Here is a 23,861-nt window from a genome sequence, read left to right on the forward strand (position 1 = left end):
CAAGGAAATGGGGTAGCATCCTTCATAAGTATGGCATCACCTTGCTCAGGTAAAATGTACCCTTGCTCCCCCAGCTCCCCCAGCTTCCCCAGCTTCCCCAGCTCCCCCTCACCACAAGACTTATTCAGCAGCCCCTAATTATGTCGGGTCGCCCTCCGGTGGGTATTGGTAATATCTAATACCGCACATTGATGCTGGGGCGAGTCGAGATAAGTTAATTCTTCCTCCGCCCATTGATGCAGCGACTCGCCCCTACAGATTTTACAGATTTTACAGATTTCACAGATTTACGCAGGATACCATACGGTTAAATCGAACGTATATTGGTGGAGGGGAAAGGGACCCCGGCGTGCGCCCCTACGGTTATAATCCATCAAAATACCTGTACCCTGTCGGTAGGGTGGGTTAGGCGGTTATCCCCTTTTTTCAGTAATCTTTTAATGAAATATCCGCCGTAACCCACCAATAACCCACCTCAAACTGTAGCCAATATTATCGGTAATATTCTGTTGCTTGTTCTAATCAGTTGGGTTTCCTTTGTCAACCCAACCTATTCATGGTGCAAAGTTTGTTTTAGCATCGCTAAGGCTTGGTCAATTCCTGGAAATTGAGCAGGATAGCGGGCTAATAGTTCCGCCGATTCGAGAACGCCGCCACGAATGACACCGATTTCTGAAGGGTGAGTTAGAGTGCTGAGAATGTCTTGCAGGTTTTGCAATCCGTCTTGTTTTTGACCTAGTGCTATTGTGCCAATCGCGATGTAGAGTTTTTCTTGAGTATTATCGCCATTACAGCAGGTTAAGCTTTTCTAGATGAGTCGTTTGGCTTCTTGAATTTTGTTATTGATGAAATAGACCAATGCCCGATTAAACAGAGGTAAAAGACAACTGTCATTAATAGGAAGCGAACGATTAAGACAAGACGTGGCTTTTTGTCATGAGAATTGAGAGTTATGGCTTGGTCATAACTGGTAATTGCTTCCTCGTATCGCCCTAACATTATTAATACGATGCCGCGAATAGACCAAGATTCATAGCTATCAGGATTGAGGGCAATTGCTTGGTCATAACTAGCTATGGCTTCCTCGTATCGCTCTAGCTTTACTAAGGCTACGCCGCGATTAAACCAGGCTTGATAGTCATCAGGTTTGAGGGCAACGCATTGGTCATAACTAACTATTTCTTCCTTATATCGCTTCAGCATTCTTAATGCGATGCCGCGATTAAACCAGGCTAGATAGTCATCAGGATTGAGGGCAATGAGTCGGTCATAACTGGCTATCGCTTCCTCATATCTCTTCAGATTTCTTAATGCGGCGCCGCGCATATACCAGGCACTAAAGTTATCAGGATTAAGGGCAATAGCTTGGTCATAACTGGCTATGGCTTCCTCATATCTCTCCAGATTTCTTAATGCGACGCCGCGAATGAACCAGGCTTTATAGTCATCAGGCTTAAGGGCAATGGCTTGGTCATAACTGGCTATTTCTTCCTTATATCGCTTCAGCATTCTTAATGCGATGCCGCGATTAAACCAGGCGCTAGAGTCATCAGGATTGAGGGCAATAGCTTGGTCATAACTGGCTATCGCTTCCTCATATCTCTCCAGATTTCTTAATGCGTTGCCGCGATTGAACCAGGCGTTATAGTCATTGTAATTTAGGGCAATGGTTTGATTAAAATTTGCTAGAGATTCCTCATATCTATCGAGATTTCCTAATGCGATGCCGCGATTTTGCCAGGTTTGATAGCAATCAGGATTGAGGGCAATGGCTTGGTCAAAACTAGCTATGGCTTTCTCATAGTTATTGCCGCTTAAAAACAGTAAGCCATGCTCAAAATGTAAATTAGCTTTTGTTTCTGGACTATTACTGCTGTCGTCTATTAAATCATTTAAATCTAAAGTTTTAATCACCCGTTCTTTTGGAGTCAGTTTTAAATACTCCTGCAAATCTCCTGTTGATAATTCTTTTAGTCTAACTTGCCGTTCTTCCTCAGTTAACGGAAAATGAAATAACCCCGATCGCCAATCAAAGAAATCCGGTGCCCGCTGAATAAAATAGTTTAGGACAAAGGAAGGGACAACAAAGACAAAACTACAGGGAAAATCTGTGCCAAACCGTTCTCGCTGTTGGTTTAAATGACTTAAAATTGGGGGTACACCTTTCCAACTATAGGTATAGATTTCCGTAGAACTCCAACCACTGAGGCGTTTAGTATCTTCATACTCATACAACGCCTGTTCTATCCCCCGAATCACTAAAATATCAAAGCCTTCTTGTTCTCTAAGTTCAGCAATTTGGTCATAAACTTTTTGGGTTTCCCGCTTAATCGGCAACACAGATATTTTTTTCTGGGGTAAATCTCGCCGCAGTTGCTCAATAATTTGATTCACCTGACGATAATTAGATTGCACCACAAAAAATAAACCAAATCCCTTCTTCCGCCGCAGCGCCCGGAACAGCCGACGGTAGACTTGATCAAAACTTTCTGGCGGTAATGAATCAGGGGCGATTGGCATCATCCACTTGCTTTAGGGCATCTTTAAACTTAGACACATCCACTATAATCGGGTGAACATCATACCAGGTGTGCTTTTCTCCTTGTTGATTAATATAGCGATATTCCAATAAGCAACGGTTGAATAATAAACTCCGGTGCAGGTTATCATTACCAATTTCTTTACTCTTATAAACTTGGGCGAGAATCTGCCATTGATCCTCTTCCACCGCCCGTTGATAAACATCTCGGAGTTCGGCAATTGCCCGTTGTACCGCCCGCGCTGAGATGGGTAATTGATCGGTTCGATTCGTGGCTTCTTGCATCAGTTGAATTAAGTCTCGCATATAACCGCCACTCATGCGACAGAGTTGTACCAGTACGTCGGGCTCGGCAAAAATTTCAGTTTCTAAGTCTAAATCGGTATGCGGTTCAATGCGGCGTTTAATTGTTTCCTTCAGTTTAGTAATACCCGGTTCGTATACACTGCCATCTTGCCACTGTACCATCACCGAAGGCAGAACTTGGGGAATGCCATAATTATCCTTTAAATCCGTCGCCCACCGGGAATAAATCATGGAAATGGGAACCGTATAAACAATATGACAAGCTAAAGCTTTAAGCTGTTCATGACGATCCAGAAAAATTTCCTCATGATTGCTGCGCCCACTCTCCCGGAAAATCGGGACAATTCGATCTAAGTTATCGGCAATAATCACTAATTGAGTTTTGCCATCGGGTAATGTCTTGGTAGCATCAGCAATAAACTGATTGAGTGCCTTAAGTAAGGTTTCCGTATGGGGTTCGACTTTCTCACGAATTTGCTGACGTTGACTGGGTTCGGTGCGAATCGCCGCCGTTAGCTTGGCAAACTGATTTAATTGGGCTTCAATCGTCAGCTTATCCAGCTTCACGTCTTGCAGAAAAAAGTCTTTTAGATCCTCATAGCGATCGCGTAACCAGTTGGCGATGGGTGTAGAATCGGCTTGTTGAAGCTGGGCGAGTAAATGGCGGGTACAGGCGAGTAAGATATCCGTGTATTGAACATCTTGGACACTGATATCCTCTTGATCTGCCGCAAAATAGACAACAAAGCAGTTTTTCTTCTCCAGATATGTCTGGAGTCGATACAATTCCGTCGTCTTCCCTGCGCCACGATACCCAGAATACAACTGACAGGTTAAGTCTTTGGAACGCCGAATACTTTTGCCTAAATCTTGTTCAATCTCCACATCACCCCGTACCTCCCGACATTCCACATATTGAGGATCACCAGCAGGAAGCGGCATTGGCGTAAAGGAATTATAGATATTATCTAATAATGCTTCAATATTCGTCATTTGTCTTATGTCATTCGTCATACTCGCTTTCTATCGAGCATCAAGCTATGTTTATGTAAGGGTTTATAGCACTACGCATTAAGGTTAGGACAATACAATTGGGTGAAAAGGCAACAGGTAACAGGCAATAGGCAACAGGGGAATGTCCTAACGTATCCCCGTAGGGCTATAACACATATCTTAGGGCGCACGTCGGTGCGCCCCTACAATTCTAATCCACCCGTTAAGCAATCTGACTTTTCACGCCATCTAGAAAAATCGAGATCAAACCTAACCCCCCAGCCCCCTTGCAAGGGAAGGGGGAGAATTCAAAGCCTCTCTCCTTGTAGGAGAGAGGTTTGGAGAGAGGTTTTCCCAATCCCGTGAAAAGTAAGGTTAAGCAATGGGTGTTCCAGACATTGCATGAAACGTCTGGAACAAATTAGCGGGTTGCTAAGACTCGGATAAATTCCAAGGGTAATCCATCGGTATCGGCAATAAATGCTACCTCGTACACGCGATCGCCGATAATTTGTTGAGTGGGTTCTAGGAGTATTTTCAGCGGCTGACACTGATCCGGATTTTGACTCGAAGCCTCAGCTAGCCTCTGTTGTAGCGATTCTAGCCAACTGGGTAAATCGGCAACTGTTTCGGTGAGATCAAAAGAAAGATGATAGTAACCGACATAATGTTCATCCCCAAACGCATCCGGTGCAGCTTTAGGTTCCGGGATTTGAATCAGTTCAATTCGTCCGCCTAATCCCTCCATCCAACAGGCTAGCGTAATCCCCGCCGTGAAGCGTTCGCAAACCGTAAACCCTAATTGTTCGTAGAACGCGATCGCGCGATGAATATCAGCCGTGCGAATTGAAGCATGATGCATGATTCACGAATAATTTTAATTGTTGATCTCTGTAGGGGCGGGTTTTACTGATAACACTTTAACTCAAACCATTCACTTAACTAAACCCGCCCCGACTTAGTGATAGGGAAGCTGGAAAGAATGCCATGCTCATTAAGGCTGGTGGGCAATGCCCACCCTACTGTATATCTAAACCCGCCCCGACTTAGTGATGGGGAAGCAAACAAAGGACTAATGACTAATGACTAATGACCAATGACCAATGACCAATGACCAATGACCAATGACAATTCACTCAAATAATCGAAAATAAGGATAGCGTACTGGAATTCCTGGCTCTTTTTCCAAATCGAAGTTAATCACTTCCCAACAGGGATCGCCCTCTGGTTCTGGGCTAAATGCCACAGGTAAGCCGTAGAGTCGCGGACGCCCCGGTTCCGATTGTCCGCGCCAGGGGGTACTTCGTTCCAGATAGGCACTAACTAAATCTCGATAGCGACTGGCAATAATCACCCGTGTTGCCCGATAGCCTTGAGTGTACAGGCGATCAAGGGCTTCGTGAATTTCAAAGCGAATCCCATCCGGATGGGTATGCTGACGATACCATTCACCCTGCCATTGACGCCAATGACGCCCTGATTGTAAGTGGATGAGTTCTTCAGTTTTGGGATCTGCCTCGAAAGCGCCATGCCGGGGACACAAATAGGTATCGGTCAATGTCAATGCCGGAATAGACTGCCGACAGTGAGGACATTGAATCTCTGAACCGAATATGGGGTACTGTAAACTAGGATTAATCATCTAGGGTTTAAGGTATCGTCATTCATTCGGCGATTGCGCTAGTACCTGTATAAATAATATATATGTGGCTTCATCAATTATAGAATACGCTCGAACACACTCATCTGTTTTATAGGCAATCGTGACTGATTCTTATTCCCAGTTTCCTGCAACTCCCTCCTATTGGTCTGCTGTTGATCAGTCTCAAGCCGCCTTTGTTGCGCCCAATGCGGTGGTTATCGGTGAAGTCGCGATCGCATCAGGAGTCAGTATCTGGTATGGTGCTGTGGTGCGGGGTGATGTCGAGCGGATTGAGATTGGTGAATGCACCAATATTCAGGATGGTGCTATTTTACATGGAGATCCAGGTAAACCTACGATTCTGGAAGACCATGTGACAATTGGACATCGGGCTGTCGTCCATTCGGCTCATATTGAACGGGGATGTTTGATCGGGATTGGTGCGATTATCTTAGACGGTGTGCGGGTAGGACATGGCAGCATTGTCGGTGCTGGGGCATTGGTAACCAAAGATGTTGCCCCTTTATCTCTGGTGGTTGGCATTCCGGCGCGAAAAGTCCGCGATATTTCGGAAACCGAGGCGGCTGAATTAATCGAACATGCGCGGCGCTACCAGAAGCTGGCATTGGTTCATGGGGGTAAAGGCACAGATTTGGGGTTTTAGCTCACCTGATTTAAGGGGGTGTAGGGTGTAGGGTGTAGGGTGTAGGGGAATTGGGCGCGACACGATGGAAAGGCGGCGACTAGCCAGCTTATAGACGCTGAAAAAAAGCTGGTTACCTATTGACTTTTGGGCGCATAATTTGGTTAATACTGTATTATAGATATGAAAATCCTTCACAAAAATTTACGCATAACAGCGAGGTAGGTGAAACTATGGATTTGCGGTTACTCATTGTCTTGTTGCCTATCCTCTTAGCCGCAGGCTGGGCTTTATTCAACATTGGAGCAGCGGCTATCGGTCAAATTCAGGCGTTTCTGAATAAATCCTGAGCGGTACTGGATAGAGACAAATACATGGTGTAGAGACGTAGCATGCTACGTCTCTACTATAAGACAGTACATGTGTTCTATATACTCAATTAACGATTCAGATCTAGCGGGTATAGCGGAACTCAAACAACAGATTGGGTGACGGTTTTCACACTGTTACTACTACCTGAGCTGGGTTCAATTTGTACCCCTAGAGCTAACCACACAGTAAAGGCTATAGCAGTAACTAAAATCAGGGTATCAAATGCTGGTTTGAGCAGCGATTCAATCTCTTTGAGCGTTAAATGGTGGTGAGAGTGAACCAGTTCTTTCATACTCATGTTCAACCTCCGGTTGAGCGTTGGAATTGCTCTGGTGTTTCTTCCTTGTCTCCGAGAGCAGGGGAGGCATCTTAATTTCTAGTATAAGTAGTTTTGCTTATCGCTTTGATTAAAATTGTGTGAAGTTACAGTAGGGTGGGCAATGCCCACCTTACAGAAGGTAATTCAATATCGCTCTAATAAAAGCTTGACTTCGGCGTCTAAATCGAAATCCCTCATCGCCTCCCACTCAGCTTGTCGGACTGCCAAATAAACATGAGCCAAATCCTCACCCAAAGCGTCGAGGAGTACCGAGTCATTTCTAAGCTGTTCTATCGACTCGGCTAAGGTACTCGGCAATCGTTCAATATTAGCCCCTTGGCGTTCAGCATCTGTCATCGTACCGGGATCTACCGATACAGGCATTCCCAATTCTAAGCCTTGGCGGATACCATCAAGTCCCGCTGCAATCGTTGCCCCTAATGCTAAATAGGGATTCGCCGTAGCATCCACGGTTTTGAATTCAAAATGAGACGGACTCGGGGGTTCAGGATGCGTAGGAACGCGCACAGCCGTTTCCCGATTATCCAGTCCCCAACACCGGAATGCCCCACTCCAACACTGGGGTAAAAGGCGGCGGTAAGAATTAGTGGTGGGTGTTGTCAGTGCCATCAAAGCAGGTAGATGGTGCAGAATTCCGGCGATAAAATGACGCGCAATATCGGACAGTTCGCCATTTCCCTCTGGATGGGGGATGAGATTTTTGCCCTCTCGCCAGAGACTCAAGTGCAGGTGACAACCGCTACCCGCTTGATTCGCAAAGATTTTGGGTAAGAATGAAGCGATACGATAATGTTGGAGTGCGATCGCTTTAATCGTTTCCCGGTAGGCAATCTGTTGATCTGCCGCACTGAGGGCGTTGGTATAGAGGATGGAGATTTCCTGTTGACCGGAACCGGATTCGGGATAATATTGCTCAACTATCATTCCCTGCTCGATTAACGCTTCTGCCATCTGATCAATGAGTCCTTGATGCAAATCCATTGCCATCGTCGAGGCAAATACAGTTTCATCCGCAGGTGCAATACCCTCAGCAGTGCGCTGCAACAGATAGAACTCATTCTCAAAGGCGGCAATCACCTCTAACCCCTCTTGGTTCGCCTCCGCAACCATGCGTTTGAGAAAATGACGGGGACAAAGACTCCAAGGCACACCATTAAGCATCATATCGCCCATGACACGGGCATGACCTAGGCAATAGGGTAAAGGGTTCAACGTACTCCAGTCTGGCACGAGACGGATTTCACCCACGGGTCCAAACCCACTCCCAGCCACAGGTGCATCATACATGACCGGAATGGCTTGTTGCGCCGCAGAAATACCCACACCATGAGTAAGGTACTCTGATAAGACTTTGCGGTGGACTGCCTTGCCCCGGATAATGTTGGCATTGTCGCACCAGAGAATACGGACAAATTGAATCCCTTGCTGGTCAAGATTTTGTAGTTGTTCTTTTTCCATGCATTTTCTGGTGAGGTAGTACAAGACGGCTCCAAGTCCGACGGCAGAGGGCTGAAGGCTTTTTGGCTTATGGTAGCTGCTTTTTCTGCTATCTTGTTAACGGGTTAGTTATTTCTGCCTGTGTTTCTAACCCAGAATAGATCCATGAATTAACTTTTCTTAATATAATGAGAAGATACACGGCTGATATAAAGGAGCGATCGCGTGCTAACCCTAGACCGCCTTGGAGAAGAAACATTAAACAGAATTGCAACACTGGCACTGTCCAGCCAACTCGATGATGCCAGAAAACTTGATGTGCGAGTGAAAACAGACCCCTCTCTGTTAGCCAAGGGTCAGTTAGAATCCCTAGCCATTTACGGTGAAGGGTTAATCATGGAACACGATATCCGTCTGCAAGAGATGGCTATCCGGTTAGAAACCATTGCGGTTGCTCCTTTCAAAGCCTTGACGGGTAATATTGTACTCACCCAACCGACGGAAGGAACAGCACGGATTGTGATTGCTCAAGCTGACCTCAACCGTGCCTTCAACTCCGATGTGCTAGGGACTCAGCTGCGTTCACTCCAGGTTCAGGTGGACGGTAAGCCGCAAACGCTCAACGTCAAACAGGTAAATTGTCGCCTGTTAGCCGAAGGTCGAGTGGGTCTTAATGCTGATGTGCGGCTCAGTCAAAGTGAGCAAACGCAACGAGTCTCGTTCACCACGACTCCGAGAGTCAGTGATGACGGACGCAGTGTTGTCCTAGAGAAGGTGGAATACGCCCAAGGAAAAGAACTCTCACCCGAACTCACTCAAGCCTTAGTAACCAAGGCGGGTAAAATATTACACTTGAGTCACTTTGAAATGCCAGGGATATCGCTACGTATGCATCATCTGGAGGTGCAAGAAGGTCAACTCACCTTGCAAGCCGTGGCGCATGTGACGCAATTTCCATCCGTATAAGGCTGAAGGGATGGGTAAGAACGCTAAAAAAGCGACTGGGTGTTGGGATGTGGAGAAAATCTGAACAACTAACTGTTAAGCTGTTCGGCATTTAAACCTTAATGTGAATGATACTGACTGGTATGTTGGTGGGCAATGCCCACCCTACTGGCGTGACTAATTCAGTCCGCGTAGGCGGACTTTGTTTGTGTAGCAGCGATTTTAATCGCCGTGGCAAAAAGGCTATATTTTGATCGAGATAACGTGAACTATGTCTCGTGCTACCCCTTATCAACCATTACTTCTGAGACTGTTGCATGGTATCAATGGACTGATTGCCATTTTAGCCATCATCACGTCCTACTGGGTGTATGACACCTACGATGGACGATTTGGTCAACTCTCTCTGCCGCAAATTCCGGGTATTATTGGCATTCATGGGACATTTGGCAAAACTTTACTCCTCGGCGTAATGCCAGCATTTGCCTTATACAGTTTCCATTTAGGCTCTAAACGCCTGGTTCAACCCGATTCGTTTCAAAAACTCAGACAACTGGGTAAACCTATTGGTTGGTATAGTCTGCATCGGATTGTGAATACGGTGATGTTATTGGCGGTTACGTTTTCCTTAGTGACTGGTAGTATGGTCAAAGAAGAATGGTTGCCCAATGGGGAATTAAATCATATCTGGTATTATCTGCACTTAACTGGATGGGTGATATTAGTTGGATGTTTAGCGATTCACCTACTAATCAGTGCCAAGGTAGGAGGATTGCCATTATGGATATCTATGTTTAAGCTTAACTATCGTCCAGAGGATTCCCCTAAAAAGTGGATTCAGACAGTGCGTTCATTCGTCCGGCGTGAAGATAGATAATATCATATCCCCAGAAGGCATGATATGAAGCGAAATACGCTACTTATTGTTATAGAAATTATCATCATTGGCGGGATTCTATTTGGTTGGATTGCCCCCTTATTGTTTCCCTCAGAGGAACCGGAACAGAGTATAAGTATTGTAAAAACATTAACATTGGCTCATTTTCAAGGACATAAGGTAAAACCCTTTCATACCCTTGCACCGCTATCAGGGAAAATGTATCATTGCTTCCCCTGCTTCCCCTGCTTCCCCCTTCATCCTTTTGTCTTACTCATCAGTCATCCCCAGGTTGATAAACGCGAGCTGGTGTATGATCGGAATTAATTTCAATAACTAAATCTACCCAATCGGGATTGTGCATTAATGGCGTAATAAATAATTCTGGATGCAATGCTTTCCAAAAAAACTTGACAAACTCATTAATTTGTGAATCACTCATCCCCGATTTACCCGTCGCCATCATTTCCGCCTCCGCCTGACGCCGCCACTGTAAACTCAAGCGATAATCAATGGGATAAAGTACGATTAAACGGTCTAATCGTTCCCATAAGAGTAAATACGCTTTCAGTCGTTCATTCATATCCCGTGCAAAGGTGCGATCGCTCTCTGTTTCAATAGGTGCTGGAGTCGCCCCCGAAAACACAGTCGCCGCCACGGGACGCACGCCGACAAACCAGCCTTCAAATAATACAATATCCGCCTTTTGTACCGATTCAAAATCTGTGCGATCGCCTGCACCTTGCCATGCTGATTTATCAAAGCGGGGAACCAGAATAGAGTCTGAAAAATTGGGCGATCGCAACTCATCTAATACCTGTATTCCCAAGTCTACATCATGGGTTCCTGGGGGACCTCGCCAAATCAAACGCGGATCATGTTCTTGCATGCGCTGTCGTTCTTGATAGGTTTTATACAGGTCATCAAGGGAAAGGCTTAGGGTGCGATAGCCTAACTGAGCTAAAATTAATTTTAATACAATCGCCAATGTGGTTTTTCCGGTTCCTTGTCCGCCTAATATTCCCTGAATTAAGGGACGGTTTAACTGTTCCCTATAGTTCGCCAAATGGGTCGCCAAGGGTAACCATAATCGCCACAGCGATAGGAGAAGAGTTGTTTGAAATGACTCTAAATTTCTTGGATTATCTTGAATTTTATCGGCAAAGAATGGTAGAGTTATAATATCAGAATAAATAGATTCAAAAAGACGCGATCGCGCTTGTAATTTTTCAGCTACGTTATCTGGCGTAATCCAAAAGGCTTTCGCCCGTTCTGGTGGTGTTAGTTCCGCTGCAACTAATTGTTGCCAAGCTTGTGAATTGGGTGGTTTTCCAGCTATCCACTGGTTGAGAATCTCACCGAGGGAGGAAGATGGGGAAATAGGATGAGTCATCTTACTTTTCACGGGAAGTGTAGAAACCTGAGTCGGGGCGGGTTGAGTTACTTATGAGTGCAACCGAAAAGATAGTAGTGAAAGTGAGCCCCTACAGATGTTGTACCACATATAGCACTACGCACTAAGGTTAGGACTTTCTGAAGAAAAATTAATTTTTCTTCACTATGACACCCATTCCCTATTCCCTAAGCTGTTCTCACTAAGACTCGAACTGAGAAATAATCACATCTCTATCCGGGAAATGGGCAACCAGTTGGAGCGTTCCACCCAAAGCCTTAATATAGCGGTATAGAGTAGAAATTTGAATGTCCTCTTGATTTTCAAGTTTAGACAAAGCAGACTGAACAACACCAAGTTCATCCGTCATATCTTGTTGGGTAACACCGAGAGATTGACGTAACTTGGCTAGAGTCAGATACAACGACGCCAGTTGAGCGCGAGTTTGACTCTCGGCTAGTTGTTCAGGTGTCATTTGTTTTCTTAACTCACCGATTGGCTTTCGTTTCATATCAAACCATCATCCGATAATTCCTGCAAAAGTTCATCGTAGAGTAAATCGGCTTTAGGGATATTCTCCTCATACCACCGATCATTTCCCCTTTTATTGCCCCCTAAAAGTAGTACAGCTGTCCTCCCCCCTCTTGCTCCCCTCTCCCAAGCTTGGGAGAGGGGCTGGGGGAGAGGGCTGGCGTGGGAGAGGGGTTTTGCTTAAGCACAATAAAGTAGCCCTCCCTCCTTCGTCCTGCTTTTCAGGTGTACCTTGCCTGTGTTAAAATCTGTCTCTAATAATCTTAAATAATTCAATAAAATCTAAAAATGAATACAGTGACCGCAAAAAATGTTACCTTAAACAACTGCGATAAAGAACAAATTCACATCCCTAGCTCAATTCAACCCCATGGGGTGTTGTTGGTCTTAAAAGAACCGCACCTAGATATTTTACAAGTTAGCCAAAATACAGAACAATTGCTAGGAGTTTCCCCTGAACATCTAGTCGAACAACCGTTGAGTAATATCTTAGGACTGGAGCAGACTAACTCAATCACCGATTGTTTAACCGGAGACTTTGAGCAGGTGAATCCCCTGCCCATTACACTCACTCAGGATAACCAGCCGCAGCAGTTTAATGGGATTGTGCATCGTTCACCGGATGGAGTGATCATCCTCGAATTAGAACCCATCATTGGTGCTCAACAGGCAAACTTCTTTCAGTTTTATCAACTGACCAAAGGCACATTAACTAAGCTACAACAAGCCTTTAATCTCGAAGCACTCTGTCAAATCATGGTCAACGAAATTCAAGCCCTAACGGGATTTGATCGGGTGATGATTTATCGCTTTGATCCCGATAATTCGGGTCATGTGATTGCCGAAACCAAGAGAGAAGATTTAGAACCATTTTTAGGGTTACATTATCCTGCGACGGATATTCCTCAACCAGCACGACGACTCTATCAACTGAATTTGCTGCGTTTAATTCCAGATAGTCACTATCCCCCGGTTGAATTACCCCTGAATCCAGAAACCCAGAAACCCTTTGATTTGAGTTATTCCGTCTTAAGAAGTGTTTCTCCGATTCATGTTGAGTATTTACACAATATGGGAGTTCAGGCGTCTATGTCAATTTCTTTACTCCAAAATAAACGCCTCTGGGGGTTAATCGCTTGCCATCATGATCAGCCCAACTATGTTCCCTATGAAATTCGTACCGCCTGTGAATTTTTTGGGCAAGTTATGTCCTTAGAGCTAGCGGCTAAAGAAAAGAACCAAGACCTTGATTATAAGCGCCAAATTAAGGTGCTGCAACCCAAACTTATGGCGAGTCTCTCTCAATCCGATGACTGGGTAGAGGGGTTAGTCAAAAATAGCGACACTTTACTCCAATTAGTCGGAGCCGAAGGGGTTATATTATCAGCAGAAGGAGAGCTAACTCAAATTGGCAAAACCCCGTCAAAAGCGGAGAGTTCTCTTTTGATTCAATGGCTGAAGCAGACAATCTATGATCAGAATATTTTTCATACCGATGCTTTAAGTCAAGAGTATACTCCGGCTACTGATTTTGCCGAGGTTGCCAGTGGGTTACTGGCACTAGAAATTAGTAAAATTCGTGATAATTATATTCTCTGGTTTCGCCCGGAAGTTGTGCAAACAGTTCCTTGGGCGGGAAATCCCCAGAAAGATGCGAAAGTTGAAGCGGATGGCAGTTTAACTTTATCCCCCCGTCAATCCTTTGATTTATGGCAGGAAACGGTTAAATCTAGGTCATTACCCTGGAAAGAATGTGAAATTGAAGAAGCCCTAGAACTCAAAAATACAATTATTAATATTGTCCTGCGTAAGGTGGATGAACTCGCTCAACTCAATCTCGAACTCCAGCGCAGCAATAATGAGTTAGACGCTTTTGCCTATATTGCTTCCCATGATTTGAAGGAACCGCTCAGAGGGATTCACAATTACTCCAACTTCCTATTAGAAGATTATGCTGAAATCCTCGATACAGCCGGGGTGAATAAGCTGGAAACCTTGGTTCAGTTAACCCAGCGGATGGAAGAGTTAATTAGTGTTCTCTTGAGCTACTCCCGTCTCGGACGAGCTGAACTGGTCATGAAACCTACTAATTTAGGCGAGTTAATTGAAGAGATTCAGGATGTTTTAATGATTAATCAAGTTGGCTCGGACATAGAAATTAGGATTCCTCGTCCACTACCTGTTGTCAACTGTGACCCGATTTTGGTGAAGCAGGTGTTTAGTAATTTAATCAATAATGCCGTAAAATATAATAATAATTATCCCAAGTGGATCGAACTTGGCTGGTTGGAGGAAGAGTCGCGGGACTCAAGCCCAGGTTCCCTGATTTTTTATGTCAAAGATAACGGAATTGGGATTCGCGAAAAACACCTTGATACGATTTTTCGGATTTTTAAGCGTCTCCATGGTCAAACCAAATATGGAGGCGGAACTGGAGCGGGTTTAACGATTGTCAAAAAGATTGTTGAACGTCATGGGGGTAAAATTTGGGTTGAATCAACTTATGGCGAAGGAACGACATTTTATTTCACCTTAGCACCAGAGGATAAGTTTGACGGATAGAGGTATTGGTCATTGGTCATTGGTCATTCGTCATTGGTCATTGGTCATTGGTCATTTGTCTTAAGCTGTCATGCATTTAAATTGGGTATTAGTAGCGAGCATTATTCGTGATGTAGCGAGCATTATTCGTGATGTAGCGAGCATTATTCGTGATGTAGCGAGCATTATTCGTGATGTAGCGAGCATTATTCGTGATGTAGCGAGCATTATTCGTGATGTAGCGAGCATTATTCGTGATGTAGCGAGCAAGATGCTCGCACTACGGCAAGGATTCGCCATTATTGATATTAAGGTTTAAATGCCGAACAGCTTACTCAGGGCTTGCTCAATTAATCAGAACGCTTTACAATACAAAACTATACAAAGGGTTGTAATCTATTTTTCATCCCCACATTCTGGGATTTGCAGCTATGCAATACGTCATCCGTGTCAACTTAAGGTAGAAAGCCAATGCTGGCAAGGTTTTAAGCTATATCTATCTACTGCTCAAAATTTCCCCCTCATCCCCTAACCCCAACTCCGGAGCGTGGGGAGAAGGGGGATCGGATGCCCAACAGGGGATTGAAACTGATCCTCCCATCCCGATTCCTGATTCCTTCTCCAGACTTGAAATGACCAAGTATACCCATTCATTGTTAACAAAAGTCCCTCAATCCTTACTCGTTGTTGAAGACAGTGATGTGGATTTTGAAACCTTAATGCGAGCGCTACACCGCTCATCCAACCTCCCGGACATTCATCGAGTCGAGGATGGGGACGAAGCCTTAGACTTTCTCTTGCATCAGGGAGACTATACAGATGTGGCGAGTTACCCCCGTCCAGGTTTGATTTTACTGGATCTCAACCTACCCGGTACCGATGGACGAGAGGTGATTGCTCAAGTTAAACAAAATCCCTCCCTTAAACTTATTCCTCTGGTCGTGTTTACTACCTCCTCTAGTCCCAAAGATGTGGAATTTTGTTATCAGCACGGTGCCAATAGCTATGTCCTCAAACCCATCCAAACTCAATCCTTTAGCCAGTCGGTTCGGGACATCATCGCCTATTGGTTGGGACGTGTTGTTTTACCTCATCAAACTCAGATTCTAACTCCGTGATCGATTCTCCAAGCATTACCATTTTACTTCTAGATGATTGTGCCGAAGATCGGTACTTTTACCGTCGTTCCCTGAATCGAGATACCGCCTATACCTATACCATTGTTGAAGCAGAAACAGGGGAAGAAGCATTTGAGCAGTGTCGCCAGGTGCAACCAGATATAATTATCCTGGACTACTCCTTACCCGATATCGATGGTTTAGAATTTATCCGAATTCTCCGACAATTAGAAGGCATGGGGAATCCAGAAGTACTATTCCTCACAGGACAAGGAAACGAAGCCATCGCCCTGGAAGCCATCAAGTCGAAAATTCACAACTATTTGGTGAAAAGCCAAATCACTCAGGAAGACTTTATCGCTAATGTTCACGAAACAATAAGGACAGCACATCAGTCGAATCAACTCCCGCCAAAACGCACAATTGCGATTGTTGACGATTGCCTTGAAGATCAGCAAACCTATCAACGTTACTTAAACGCTGATCTCGACTACAATTACAATTGCCATCAGTTTGAGACAGGAGACGAGTTTTTGGAGTGGTATAGCCGGAACTCACCCGATGCAATTTTACTGGATTATTATTTACCCGATTGCAATGGGTTAGAAATTCTCGATACCCTACACAAATTCAACCCAATGAATCAAGTCCCGGTGATCCTGCTCACCGGTGAGGGCAATGAAACCCTGGTTGTGGAGGCGATGAAAAGTGGTGCAAAAGACTATTTATCCAAGAGACAACTGACGCCCAATAAGTTGCGCCACACAGTTAACGCGGTGATTGTGCAAACTCAACTGTACAATCAACTTCAACAAAGCCAAGATCGAGAAAATTTACTCGGCACAATTGCCCTGCGGATTCGTCAATCGCTGAGCCTAAAAACTATCTTGGATACCACCGTTGAGGAAGTACGCCAACTTCTCAAGTGCGATCGCGTCGTCGTCTTTAAGCTGAACCCAGATATGACAGGTGAAGTCGTCGCCGCTGCAGCTGAAGCCGATTGGCACTCCCTATTAGGATTCACCATAGATGAACCCTGCTTTTACGAAGCCAGCTACACCCAATTTCTCCAAAGTAAAGCACGGACGATTGATGATATCTACGAAGCAAACCTGACAGATTGTAACCTGCAATTCCACGAACAGCTACAAATTCGGGCAAATCTAGTTGTGCCAATTTTACTCACCTCGGATCAGACAAGCAGTTATCCAGAGACAGGAAACTCAAAACCAGCCAAGTCTTCCTCAGTGCAACTCTGGGGTTTACTCAGTGCCCATCAATGTGCCACACCGCGTTACTGGCAGAATCAAACCGTAGAATTGATGACCGATTTATCCGTTCAAATTGCCACAGGTATTCAACAAGCCCTCTTGGTAGAGCAGATCCAACAGGAAATTCAGCAGCGTAAATCGGCAGAAAATGCCCTCGCCCACCAACTCGAAACGAGCCAGTTACTCCAGCAAATTACCCAACAGATCCGCAAAACCCTGGATGCACCGCAGATTTTTGAAACCGCCGCTTTCAGAATTGGGCAAGTGTTTGGCGTGAATCGCTGCATTATTCACAGCTACAAGACTCAACCCATCCCCCAAATCCCGGTAGTGGCAGAATATCTAGCCGGAAATTATCCCTCACTACTCCCAGAGCTTATCCCCATTCAGGGGAATCCTTACGCCCAGCAGGTTCTGGCGAATGACATGGCGGTTGTCAGCGATCAGGTGCAAACCGAACCCCTGTTACAACCCATACTACACCTGTGTGATAAATTCCAGATCAAGTCCATCCTCACCGTGCGAACCTCCTACCAGGGACAAATCAATGGCGTGATTAGTTTACAGCAATGCGATCGCGATCGCCAGTGGACTCCTGATGAAATTGTCCTGTTAGAATCCGTCGCTGCTCAAGTCGGTATCGCCCTGGCTCAAGCCCAACTCTTAGAGAGAGAACAACAGCAACGCCAGCAACTGTCGCACCAAAACCTCGCCCTAGAGAAAGCCACCCAAGCAGCGCAGGCGGCGAACCAAGCCAAAAGCGAATTCCTGGCGAATATGAGTCATGAAATTCGCACGCCGATGAACTCAATTTTGGGGTTTGGTCAATTGTTGCAAAAACGGATCACTGAACCTGAATTACAGTCTTATCTCGAAGCGATCAACAGCAGTGGACAAACACTCCTAGCCTTAATTAATGATATTCTAGATCTCTCCAAAATCGAAGCCGATCGATTGGAAATCAACTATGAACCCCTCAATCTACGCTTATTAATTGAGGAAATTTGCCAAATCTTTAGTCAAAAAGCCAAACAGAAACATTTATCTCTCCTGGCTGAAATTGCCGACACTGTACCCACCGGGATTTTCTTCGATGACATTCGCCTCCGCCAAATTTTAGTTAATCTTGTCGGCAATGCGATCAAATTTACAAAAGAGGGTTCTATTAAAATATCCGTGGGTTGGCAAGAGCGGATGAGCGCCCCCTCAGTTCAATCCCTGCTCACCATCGCCGTCGAAGATACAGGAATTGGCATTGCCGTTGAAAAACAACAGCAGATTTTTGAGGCATTTGTTCAAAGTGAAAGCGGTATTAATCGTAAATATGGTGGCACCGGATTGGGGTTAAGTATCACCAAGCGATTAACTCAATTGCTCAACGGCACCATTGAGCTAAAAAGTCAACTCGGTCAAGGTTCAACCTTTACCTTAAACTTTCCCGATGTGGCTATCGCCCAGATCCAGACTAACCGCGTTAAGCCAGAGGAATTCAATCAAACGCTGAATCACTTTTCCGCCGCTACCGTATTAGCGGTAGATGATGTGCAATCCAACCTCGATTTAATCGCTGGATATTTTCAAGACACACACCATAGCCTGTTATTAACTCAGGATGGACAAGCTGCCATTGAACTGGCACAACAGTACCATCCCGACGTCATTTTACTCGACTTATGTATGCCGAATCTGAATGGAAAAGAGGTGATTCATTTGCTTAAACAGCAAGAGTTGACTCAAACCATTCCAATTGTGATTGTTACGGCATCCATATTGCCAGAAGAGCAACCCTTTCTCTCCTCGTTGTGCCAAGGGTTTTTGCATAAACCGTTTACCTATGTTCAGCTTATTGACACATTAAAACCCATTTTGTCACCCCTCAATCAGGATCTCAATCAGGATGAAACTATCGAGGTCAATCCCACAACCCAAGTCCAGGAAATTCAGGAATTACCGGAGTTATTGGAAAAACTGCACACTGAGGCAGAAACCGTCTTGCCACAACTGCAAATCACGATGAAGCGGCGGGAAATCCGTCTCTTTATCCAACGCTTAAACCAATGGGCATCTGAGCATCACTGTGATGTTTTACAAGAATATGTCACCCGATTAGAGCATCAATTTAAAGCTTTTGATTGGGACATATTACCTGACACAATTCAGCAATTTTACCAGATTAAAGAAACGATTGAAACGTCTTGACGTTGTGTAGAGACGCGCCATGGCGCGTCTCTACACAAGGAATAATCTGACTATTTAGATGAGGAGATGTAATCGTTGAGTCTATCAATCAATCCAGAAGTATTCACAATTTTAGTTGTTGATGACATCAAGAAAAACCTGCAACTCCTTTCAGAAATACTGGAAAAAGCCGGTTATGAAATCAACTTTGCCACCAGTGGAAAACAAGCGATCAAGCGCTTAAAAACGGCTCCACCTGACCTAATTTTACTGGACTTAATGATGCCAGACATGAATGGATTAGAGGTTTGTGCGACAGTCAAAGCCAATTCAGTCTACCAATCCATTCCAATTATTTTTATCACAGGCAATCAAGACAAAGACTATTTAGTCCAAGCCTTTAAACAAGGGGCGGCTGACTATATCACAAAACCCTTTCAGGAACAAGAAATCTTAGCTCGCATTAAGAATCAATTGCGCTTGCAACGGCAAGAGCGGCAACTGCAAAACTTAGCCCAAAAGGAACAAGAAAAAGCGGCACAGCTTGAGGCAACCCTCCAGGAATTAAAACAGACACAAACCCAACTGATTCAAGCCCAAAAACTGGCAAGTCTGTCTCAAACGGTTGCCGCAATGAATCATGAAATCAATAATCCGATTAGCTTTATTAGCGGCAATCTCCATTATGCGAATTCTTACTTCCAAGATTTACTGTCTCTAATTCAACTGTACCAGGATACCTATCCCAATCCTAGCCCGGAAATTTTACAGCAACTGGACGAAATTGAATTAGATTTTATTGCCGAAGATTGGGCAATTTTGTTCAATTCGCTCCAAAATGGGACTGAACGCATTAGCCAACTGATGCTGTCATTACGACACTTTTCTCGACTCGATGAAGCAGACTTAAAAGCCACTGATATTAACCAGGATATTGACCAAGTATTAACACTGTTGCAACATCGATTGCAAACCAGAAAAAAGCGTTCAGGAATTCAAGTTATTAAACACTATAGTCAATTGCCCCAGATTTATTGCTACCCCAGTCAGCTCAATCAAGTATTGATCAACCTATTCAATAACGCCATTGAAGCCTTAGAAGAAAAAGCCCAAACTCAGGCAGAACCGTTTCCAGAACCGCCGACGATTATAGTTCGGACAAAAATTATCACAGATAAAGATACATCCAATGTTTTGATAATTCAGATTGAGGACAATGGTTGTGGAATCGATGAAGCGATACAGCCGCAAATATTTGATCCTTTTTTTACAACTAAACCCGTCGGTACAGGGACGGGTTTAGGACTAGCCATTAGCTATCAAATTATTGTAAACAATCACAAAGGCAACATTCATTGTGTTTCGACTTCAGGAAAAGGGACACAGATGATTATCGAGATTCCGACAACAGCTTCGATAAAATCACTGAAGGGGTGACAAGCCGTCTGAAACCCTTGAAAATGAGGCTTTGAGCGACATGAATATCTCCAGAGACAAACCTCTATCTTTGACCTTATCTGTGACGAGAAGAAATGGCTGATTGATATTTGATATTTGAGTAAGATACCACATCTATAAAATTAACAAATAGGACGCTGACCGAGGGGAACAGCATGAACATATTCGCTACCTGAGGCGGGCCACCCCCGGCGGTAAGAGGCTTCTTCTGGCTTTCCCCAGCCAAGCTGCAGGATGATTTCCAGAATCTGGGAATTCCCATAGTGTAAAAGGTTAACCCATTTTGTTCTTGATGCGATCGCGTCCACATCTTCCGGCTGAATTTGGCGATAGTCTTTGCCGAGACGGATACTCAGGTACAAGTCCATACCCTGAGTCACCTGTTGCCAAAACTCCAAGATTGAAGGTTTAGCCGCTTTTATAATCTCTACGTCGCTGCTTAACGCCACTAACTGATCATGCACCGTCGGATAGCGCAATGTGATTCCGTTGAGGGTTAACTGTCGCCAAACAATACCCGAAACCTGATGTTGTCGCTGGTAATGGTGAACCGCCGCTTTAAAATCTCGATAGGCACTAAATTTTTGAATCCCTTCAGATTGAAGAAATCGGTCAATCACCGGATTTCCCGATGCGGAAGCGGCTAGATTCAGACGCTGACCATTCATACAGGCGCGACGTTCCTCTGCCAGAATTTGGATCAGTTCCTTGGTGCTGTAGACCCGTGACATCAGATGTGCGATTGTGCGATCGTTGTAGATTGGGGCAGCAGGAATGTGGAGGGGCAGGAGTGCCAGGGTGCGGAGGGGCAGGGGAAAATTGAGATATGCACTCTGCCACAACTTTACTTACTTTATACTTGCATATTTTGGATACTTTTCCCCAAACTCCCTGGTATTGTCAATCTTGGCTTAATTCCGTATTAATCTCGTTAACCGATCGCCGTTTTAAATCTAGTGATTCAGAACGGGGAAGTAAGTCAAAAACCTCTCGAAAGACATCATCAACTTTTTCGTAGCTGACTTGTCCCGTTTCATTCAACCGAACCTCACCCTCTTGGTCAATGAGAACGGTTTGGGGGACTAATCCTTCATAATAATAGCCCGGTTTCATTGGGTCATCACTCGGTTTGTCGTACAGAGTATCCGCGCTAACGGGGATAAAACTCGCCGCCCGTCCATAAGGCGCTTGTAGCTGGGACACGACCGTGGAAAACTGCTTACAATCTTTGCTGTCATCGATATAGAACACCAGCAAGGCTGGTTTATGGGCTTTCAGCGAATCTGCCAGAGTGACACGCGGCGGGACTAGGGAACCATTCCCCGCATAGAGGGCAAAGATATTGCCGTCAAAGTGGTCATCATTGAGTTCAGCTAGGGCTGATGGTGTTGATAGCAGCAAACAGCCGAGGACCGCAATCAGAGTGACCAGACATCGGGCAATGAGACGTTTGTAAGAATAGCGATTGGTTGGATGTTGACTAAGAACAGGCAATGAGTCAAAGGTCATATTACAGTTACAAAGTTAGTTTAGATGAAATTCCCTGTTTCTGATTATCCCTGATTGGCTGAGGAGTTCAAGCGATCGCCCAAACTGAATCGTCTTTTTATCATACCAGCGCAATAAAGTCAATAAAAACCAGGAAACAGGAAACAGGTAAAGTTACGCAAACATAACGCAAACAACTGCGAAAACGCGATCGCAATCATCGGTTGTTGAGACTGGAGTTAACAACCACACTTCAGGGTACTACCGATGCAACCTCAACAATCCAATCCCTCTCAACCTACCGTCCAAGAACAGGAAATGCTGGAGTTGATCAACCGGATGAGGCTCAACCCAGTCGGCGAACTTGATTTATTAATTAATTCAGCCGATGCTGATGTTAACTTCGCGTTGGACTACTTTAATGTTGATCTGGATGTATTGCAAACTCAGTGGGCTAATCTCAAACCCGTTCAACCCTTAGCTTGGTCAGATCAACTCCAAGAGGCGGCGCAAAACCATAATCAGTTGATGATCCAAGAAGATACCCAGTCCCATCAGTTACCTGGGGAATTGAATTTGAGTCAGCGGATTGGCAAGACTGGCTATCACTGGTCTACTGTGGGTGAGAATGTCTATACGTATGCTGACTCCGTTTTTCACGGACATGCGGGCTTTGCTATTGATTGGGGCTTCACTTCAACCGGGATACAAGCATCCCACGGTCACCGCAATAATATTATGAACTTGAATTTTCGGGAAGTGGGTCTTTCGATTATTCCCGAAAATGATCCAGCTACCAACGTTGGATCACTGGTCATCACCCAGAACTTTGGCAGTCGCTTCAATTTTGGCAATTCCTGGTTAATGGGAGTTGTTTTTGACGACCAGATTACAGATAATCAATTTTATAGCATCGGTGAAGGACTGGGCGGAATTAATGTCACAGCCGTTAACACCACAACTAACGAACGTTTCACAACGACGACTTGGAACGCAGGTGGCTATCAAATGCAGTTGCCCACTGGAACCTACCAAGTGACCTTTGCTGGCGACTGGGATGATGATGGACAGACAGATACTGAAACTCGTCAGGTGACGATTGGGTTAGAAAATGCCAAACTTGACCTGGATACAGATGAATTAATTCCAACACCTGAACCAACGTCCGAATCGAACTCAACTCCTGATACTCAAACTCCGAGTGACTCAACGACAGAAACAGACTCAACTCCTGATACTCAAACTCCGAGTGACTCAACAACAGAAACAGACTTAACCACTGATACTCAAACTCCGAGTGACTCAAAGGCAGAAACAGACTCAACCCCTAATACTCAAACTCCGAGTGACTCAAAGGCAGAAACAGACTCAACCCCTAATACTCAAACTCCGACATCAGAATTGACATCTGAAGCCGAATCTGAGCCAACGACTACAGATAATCAGTCCCCGCTTAAATGTAGTGCATCAGATGACCATCTACAAGGTAGTGCAGATAAAGATATCATCGCCGGCTGTTTAGGCAATGATATGATTTACGGCAAAGAGGGTAATGATATCCTGCGCGGTGACTTTAACCACCGTTCCTCCGGTGGTATGGTTGGCGGTGATGACATCATTTATGGTGGTAAAGGGAATGATCAGATTGGGGGTAAGGGTGGAAATGATTTCCTCTATGGCGGGGATGATCATGACCGAATTTGGGGTGATGACGGCGATGACCTACTTTGGGGCGGTTTAGGGGATGACACTCTCACGGGAGACGATTTCTCTGGGGGACAGGGTAGCG

At 44.9% G+C, this 23,861-nt stretch carries 21 protein-coding genes and 1 pseudogene; 10 read left to right on the forward strand and 12 right to left on the reverse strand.

Annotation, left to right across the window (positions count from 1 at the left end; all coding sequences use genetic code 11):
- Positions 1-550: 550 nt before the first annotated feature.
- The 5 genes from RIB93_RS02725 to RIB93_RS02745 all read right to left on the reverse strand — a co-directional run bounded on the left by RIB93_RS02725 (position 551) and on the right by RIB93_RS02745 (position 5,480).
- Complete coding sequence (locus RIB93_RS02725) at positions 551-718, reverse strand: hypothetical protein (RefSeq protein WP_446370056.1); 168 nt, start codon at positions 716-718, stop codon at positions 551-553.
- An 80-nt stretch (positions 719-798) separates the two neighbouring features.
- Positions 799-2,523, reverse strand: coding sequence for a tetratricopeptide repeat protein (locus RIB93_RS02730; protein ID WP_446370058.1), 1,725 nt, complete (start codon positions 2,521-2,523; stop codon positions 799-801).
- Positions 2,504-3,838 carry an ATP-binding protein gene (locus RIB93_RS02735; RefSeq protein ID WP_446370099.1) on the reverse strand — a complete coding sequence of 445 codons (1,335 nt, stop codon included), beginning with the start codon at positions 3,836-3,838 and terminating at the stop codon, positions 2,504-2,506. The genes RIB93_RS02730 and RIB93_RS02735 overlap by 20 nt, the downstream gene beginning before the upstream one ends.
- Positions 3,839-4,259: 421 nt before the next feature.
- On the reverse strand, positions 4,260-4,700 hold the full coding sequence (locus tag RIB93_RS02740; protein WP_446370060.1) for a VOC family protein: 441 nt from the start codon (positions 4,698-4,700) through the stop codon (positions 4,260-4,262).
- 270 nt (positions 4,701-4,970) lie between these two features.
- A complete protein-coding gene (locus RIB93_RS02745; RefSeq protein WP_446370062.1) occupies positions 4,971-5,480 on the reverse strand; it encodes a TIGR02652 family protein in 510 nt (169 codons plus the stop codon).
- 121 nt (positions 5,481-5,601) lie between these two features.
- On the opposite strand from RIB93_RS02745, the gene RIB93_RS02750 reads away from it, so the two are divergent.
- Both RIB93_RS02750 and RIB93_RS02755 read left to right on the forward strand, forming a co-directional pair.
- Entirely contained in the window at positions 5,602-6,144 is a 543-nt protein-coding gene (locus tag RIB93_RS02750) for a gamma carbonic anhydrase family protein (RefSeq protein WP_446370064.1), read from the forward strand.
- A gap of 212 nt (positions 6,145-6,356) precedes the next feature.
- Positions 6,357-6,473 carry a photosystem II protein Y gene (locus RIB93_RS02755; protein ID WP_446370066.1) on the forward strand — a complete coding sequence of 39 codons (117 nt, stop codon included), beginning with the start codon at positions 6,357-6,359 and terminating at the stop codon, positions 6,471-6,473.
- Positions 6,474-6,595: 122 nt separating this feature from the next.
- Here the strand turns inward: RIB93_RS02755 and RIB93_RS02760 are convergent, their stop codons facing one another.
- Together RIB93_RS02760 and RIB93_RS02765 are read right to left on the reverse strand one after the other, a co-directional pair.
- Positions 6,596-6,793 carry a hypothetical protein gene (locus RIB93_RS02760; protein ID WP_446370068.1) on the reverse strand — a complete coding sequence of 66 codons (198 nt, stop codon included), beginning with the start codon at positions 6,791-6,793 and terminating at the stop codon, positions 6,596-6,598.
- A gap of 165 nt (positions 6,794-6,958) precedes the next feature.
- The gene (locus tag RIB93_RS02765; RefSeq protein ID WP_446370070.1) at positions 6,959-8,293 is read right to left on the reverse strand and encodes a glutamine synthetase family protein; all 1,335 of its coding nucleotides are present in this window, start codon (positions 8,291-8,293) and stop codon (positions 6,959-6,961) included.
- 204 nt (positions 8,294-8,497) lie between these two features.
- Between RIB93_RS02765 and RIB93_RS02770 the strand changes: the two genes are divergently transcribed.
- Positions 8,498-9,238: an LmeA family phospholipid-binding protein gene (locus RIB93_RS02770; RefSeq protein ID WP_446370072.1), complete on the forward strand. Its 741-nt coding sequence runs from the start codon at positions 8,498-8,500 to the stop codon at positions 9,236-9,238.
- A gap of 250 nt (positions 9,239-9,488) precedes the next feature.
- Positions 9,489-10,094, forward strand: a complete 606-nt coding sequence (locus RIB93_RS02775; protein WP_446370074.1) for a cytochrome b/b6 domain-containing protein — start codon at positions 9,489-9,491, stop codon at positions 10,092-10,094.
- 277 nt (positions 10,095-10,371) lie between these two features.
- Here RIB93_RS02775 and RIB93_RS02780 read toward each other — a convergent pair whose 3' ends face one another.
- The 3 genes and pseudogenes from RIB93_RS02780 to RIB93_RS02790 form a co-directional block, all read right to left on the reverse strand.
- A complete protein-coding gene (locus RIB93_RS02780) occupies positions 10,372-11,487 on the reverse strand; it encodes a glycerate kinase (RefSeq protein ID WP_446370076.1) in 1,116 nt (371 codons plus the stop codon).
- A 202-nt stretch (positions 11,488-11,689) separates the two neighbouring features.
- Positions 11,690-11,998, reverse strand: a complete 309-nt coding sequence (locus RIB93_RS02785) for a helix-turn-helix domain-containing protein (RefSeq protein WP_446370078.1) — start codon at positions 11,996-11,998, stop codon at positions 11,690-11,692.
- Positions 11,995-12,123 (reverse strand): annotated as a pseudogene (locus tag RIB93_RS02790) (type II toxin-antitoxin system RelE/ParE family toxin); the annotation flags it as partial. The gene RIB93_RS02785 and the pseudogene RIB93_RS02790, both read right to left, overlap by 4 nt.
- Positions 12,124-12,306: 183 nt before the next feature.
- Between RIB93_RS02790 and RIB93_RS02795 the strand changes: the two are divergent.
- The 5 genes from RIB93_RS02795 to RIB93_RS02815 all read left to right on the forward strand — a co-directional run bounded on the left by RIB93_RS02795 (position 12,307) and on the right by RIB93_RS02815 (position 20,563).
- Positions 12,307-14,580 (forward strand): ATP-binding protein, encoded by a 2,274-nt coding sequence (locus tag RIB93_RS02795; RefSeq protein ID WP_446370080.1) that lies wholly within the window; start codon positions 12,307-12,309, stop codon positions 14,578-14,580.
- Between the two features lie 70 nt (positions 14,581-14,650).
- On the forward strand, positions 14,651-14,878 hold the full coding sequence (locus tag RIB93_RS02800) for a hypothetical protein (protein WP_446370082.1): 228 nt from the start codon (positions 14,651-14,653) through the stop codon (positions 14,876-14,878).
- A gap of 313 nt (positions 14,879-15,191) precedes the next feature.
- Complete coding sequence (locus RIB93_RS02805; RefSeq protein ID WP_446370084.1) at positions 15,192-15,677, forward strand: response regulator; 486 nt, start codon at positions 15,192-15,194, stop codon at positions 15,675-15,677.
- The gene (locus RIB93_RS02810; RefSeq protein WP_446370086.1) at positions 15,674-19,147 is read left to right on the forward strand and encodes a response regulator; all 3,474 of its coding nucleotides are present in this window, start codon (positions 15,674-15,676) and stop codon (positions 19,145-19,147) included. The genes RIB93_RS02805 and RIB93_RS02810 overlap by 4 nt, the downstream gene beginning before the upstream one ends.
- A 75-nt stretch (positions 19,148-19,222) precedes the next feature.
- Positions 19,223-20,563, forward strand: coding sequence for a hybrid sensor histidine kinase/response regulator (locus RIB93_RS02815; protein WP_446370088.1), 1,341 nt, complete (start codon positions 19,223-19,225; stop codon positions 20,561-20,563).
- A 143-nt stretch (positions 20,564-20,706) separates the two neighbouring features.
- Here the strand turns inward: RIB93_RS02815 and RIB93_RS02820 are convergent, their stop codons facing one another.
- Together RIB93_RS02820 and RIB93_RS02825 are read right to left on the reverse strand one after the other, a co-directional pair.
- The gene (locus tag RIB93_RS02820; protein ID WP_446370101.1) at positions 20,707-21,315 is read right to left on the reverse strand and encodes a hypothetical protein; all 609 of its coding nucleotides are present in this window, start codon (positions 21,313-21,315) and stop codon (positions 20,707-20,709) included.
- 169 nt (positions 21,316-21,484) lie between these two features.
- The gene (locus tag RIB93_RS02825; RefSeq protein ID WP_446370090.1) at positions 21,485-22,093 is read right to left on the reverse strand and encodes a thylakoid membrane photosystem I accumulation factor; all 609 of its coding nucleotides are present in this window, start codon (positions 22,091-22,093) and stop codon (positions 21,485-21,487) included.
- Between the two features lie 246 nt (positions 22,094-22,339).
- Between RIB93_RS02825 and RIB93_RS02830 the strand changes: the two genes are divergently transcribed.
- Positions 22,340-23,861 (forward strand): CAP domain-containing protein (locus RIB93_RS02830; protein WP_446370092.1); only part of this gene is annotated, 1,522 nt, incomplete at its 3' end.

It is taken from the genome of Coleofasciculus sp. D1-CHI-01 (genome assembly GCF_040218875.1).
GTDB lineage: Bacteria > Cyanobacteriota > Cyanobacteriia > Cyanobacteriales > Coleofasciculaceae > Coleofasciculus.

Coding starts and splice junctions, on each gene's coding strand:
- RIB93_RS02805 (WP_446370084.1), top strand. CDS start 15,192: ATGACCAAGTATACCCATTCATTGTTAACAAAAGTCCCTCAATCCTTA.
- RIB93_RS02755 (WP_446370066.1), top strand. CDS start 6,357: ATGGATTTGCGGTTACTCATTGTCTTGTTGCCTATCCTCTTAGCCGCA.
- RIB93_RS02785 (WP_446370078.1), bottom strand. CDS start 11,998: ATGAAACGAAAGCCAATCGGTGAGTTAAGAAAACAAATGACACCTGAA.
- RIB93_RS02745 (WP_446370062.1), bottom strand. CDS start 5,480: ATGATTAATCCTAGTTTACAGTACCCCATATTCGGTTCAGAGATTCAA.
- RIB93_RS02730 (WP_446370058.1), bottom strand. CDS start 2,523: ATGATGCCAATCGCCCCTGATTCATTACCGCCAGAAAGTTTTGATCAA.
- RIB93_RS02795 (WP_446370080.1), top strand. CDS start 12,307: ATGAATACAGTGACCGCAAAAAATGTTACCTTAAACAACTGCGATAAA.
- RIB93_RS02740 (WP_446370060.1), bottom strand. CDS start 4,700: ATGCATCATGCTTCAATTCGCACGGCTGATATTCATCGCGCGATCGCG.
- RIB93_RS02760 (WP_446370068.1), bottom strand. CDS start 6,793: ATGAGTATGAAAGAACTGGTTCACTCTCACCACCATTTAACGCTCAAA.
- RIB93_RS02735 (WP_446370099.1), bottom strand. CDS start 3,838: ATGACGAATATTGAAGCATTATTAGATAATATCTATAATTCCTTTACG.
- RIB93_RS02765 (WP_446370070.1), bottom strand. CDS start 8,293: ATGGAAAAAGAACAACTACAAAATCTTGACCAGCAAGGGATTCAATTT.
- RIB93_RS02800 (WP_446370082.1), top strand. CDS start 14,651: ATGCATTTAAATTGGGTATTAGTAGCGAGCATTATTCGTGATGTAGCG.
- RIB93_RS02820 (WP_446370101.1), bottom strand. CDS start 21,315: ATGTCACGGGTCTACAGCACCAAGGAACTGATCCAAATTCTGGCAGAG.
- RIB93_RS02775 (WP_446370074.1), top strand. CDS start 9,489: ATGTCTCGTGCTACCCCTTATCAACCATTACTTCTGAGACTGTTGCAT.
- RIB93_RS02780 (WP_446370076.1), bottom strand. CDS start 11,487: ATGACTCATCCTATTTCCCCATCTTCCTCCCTCGGTGAGATTCTCAAC.
- RIB93_RS02825 (WP_446370090.1), bottom strand. CDS start 22,093: ATGACCTTTGACTCATTGCCTGTTCTTAGTCAACATCCAACCAATCGC.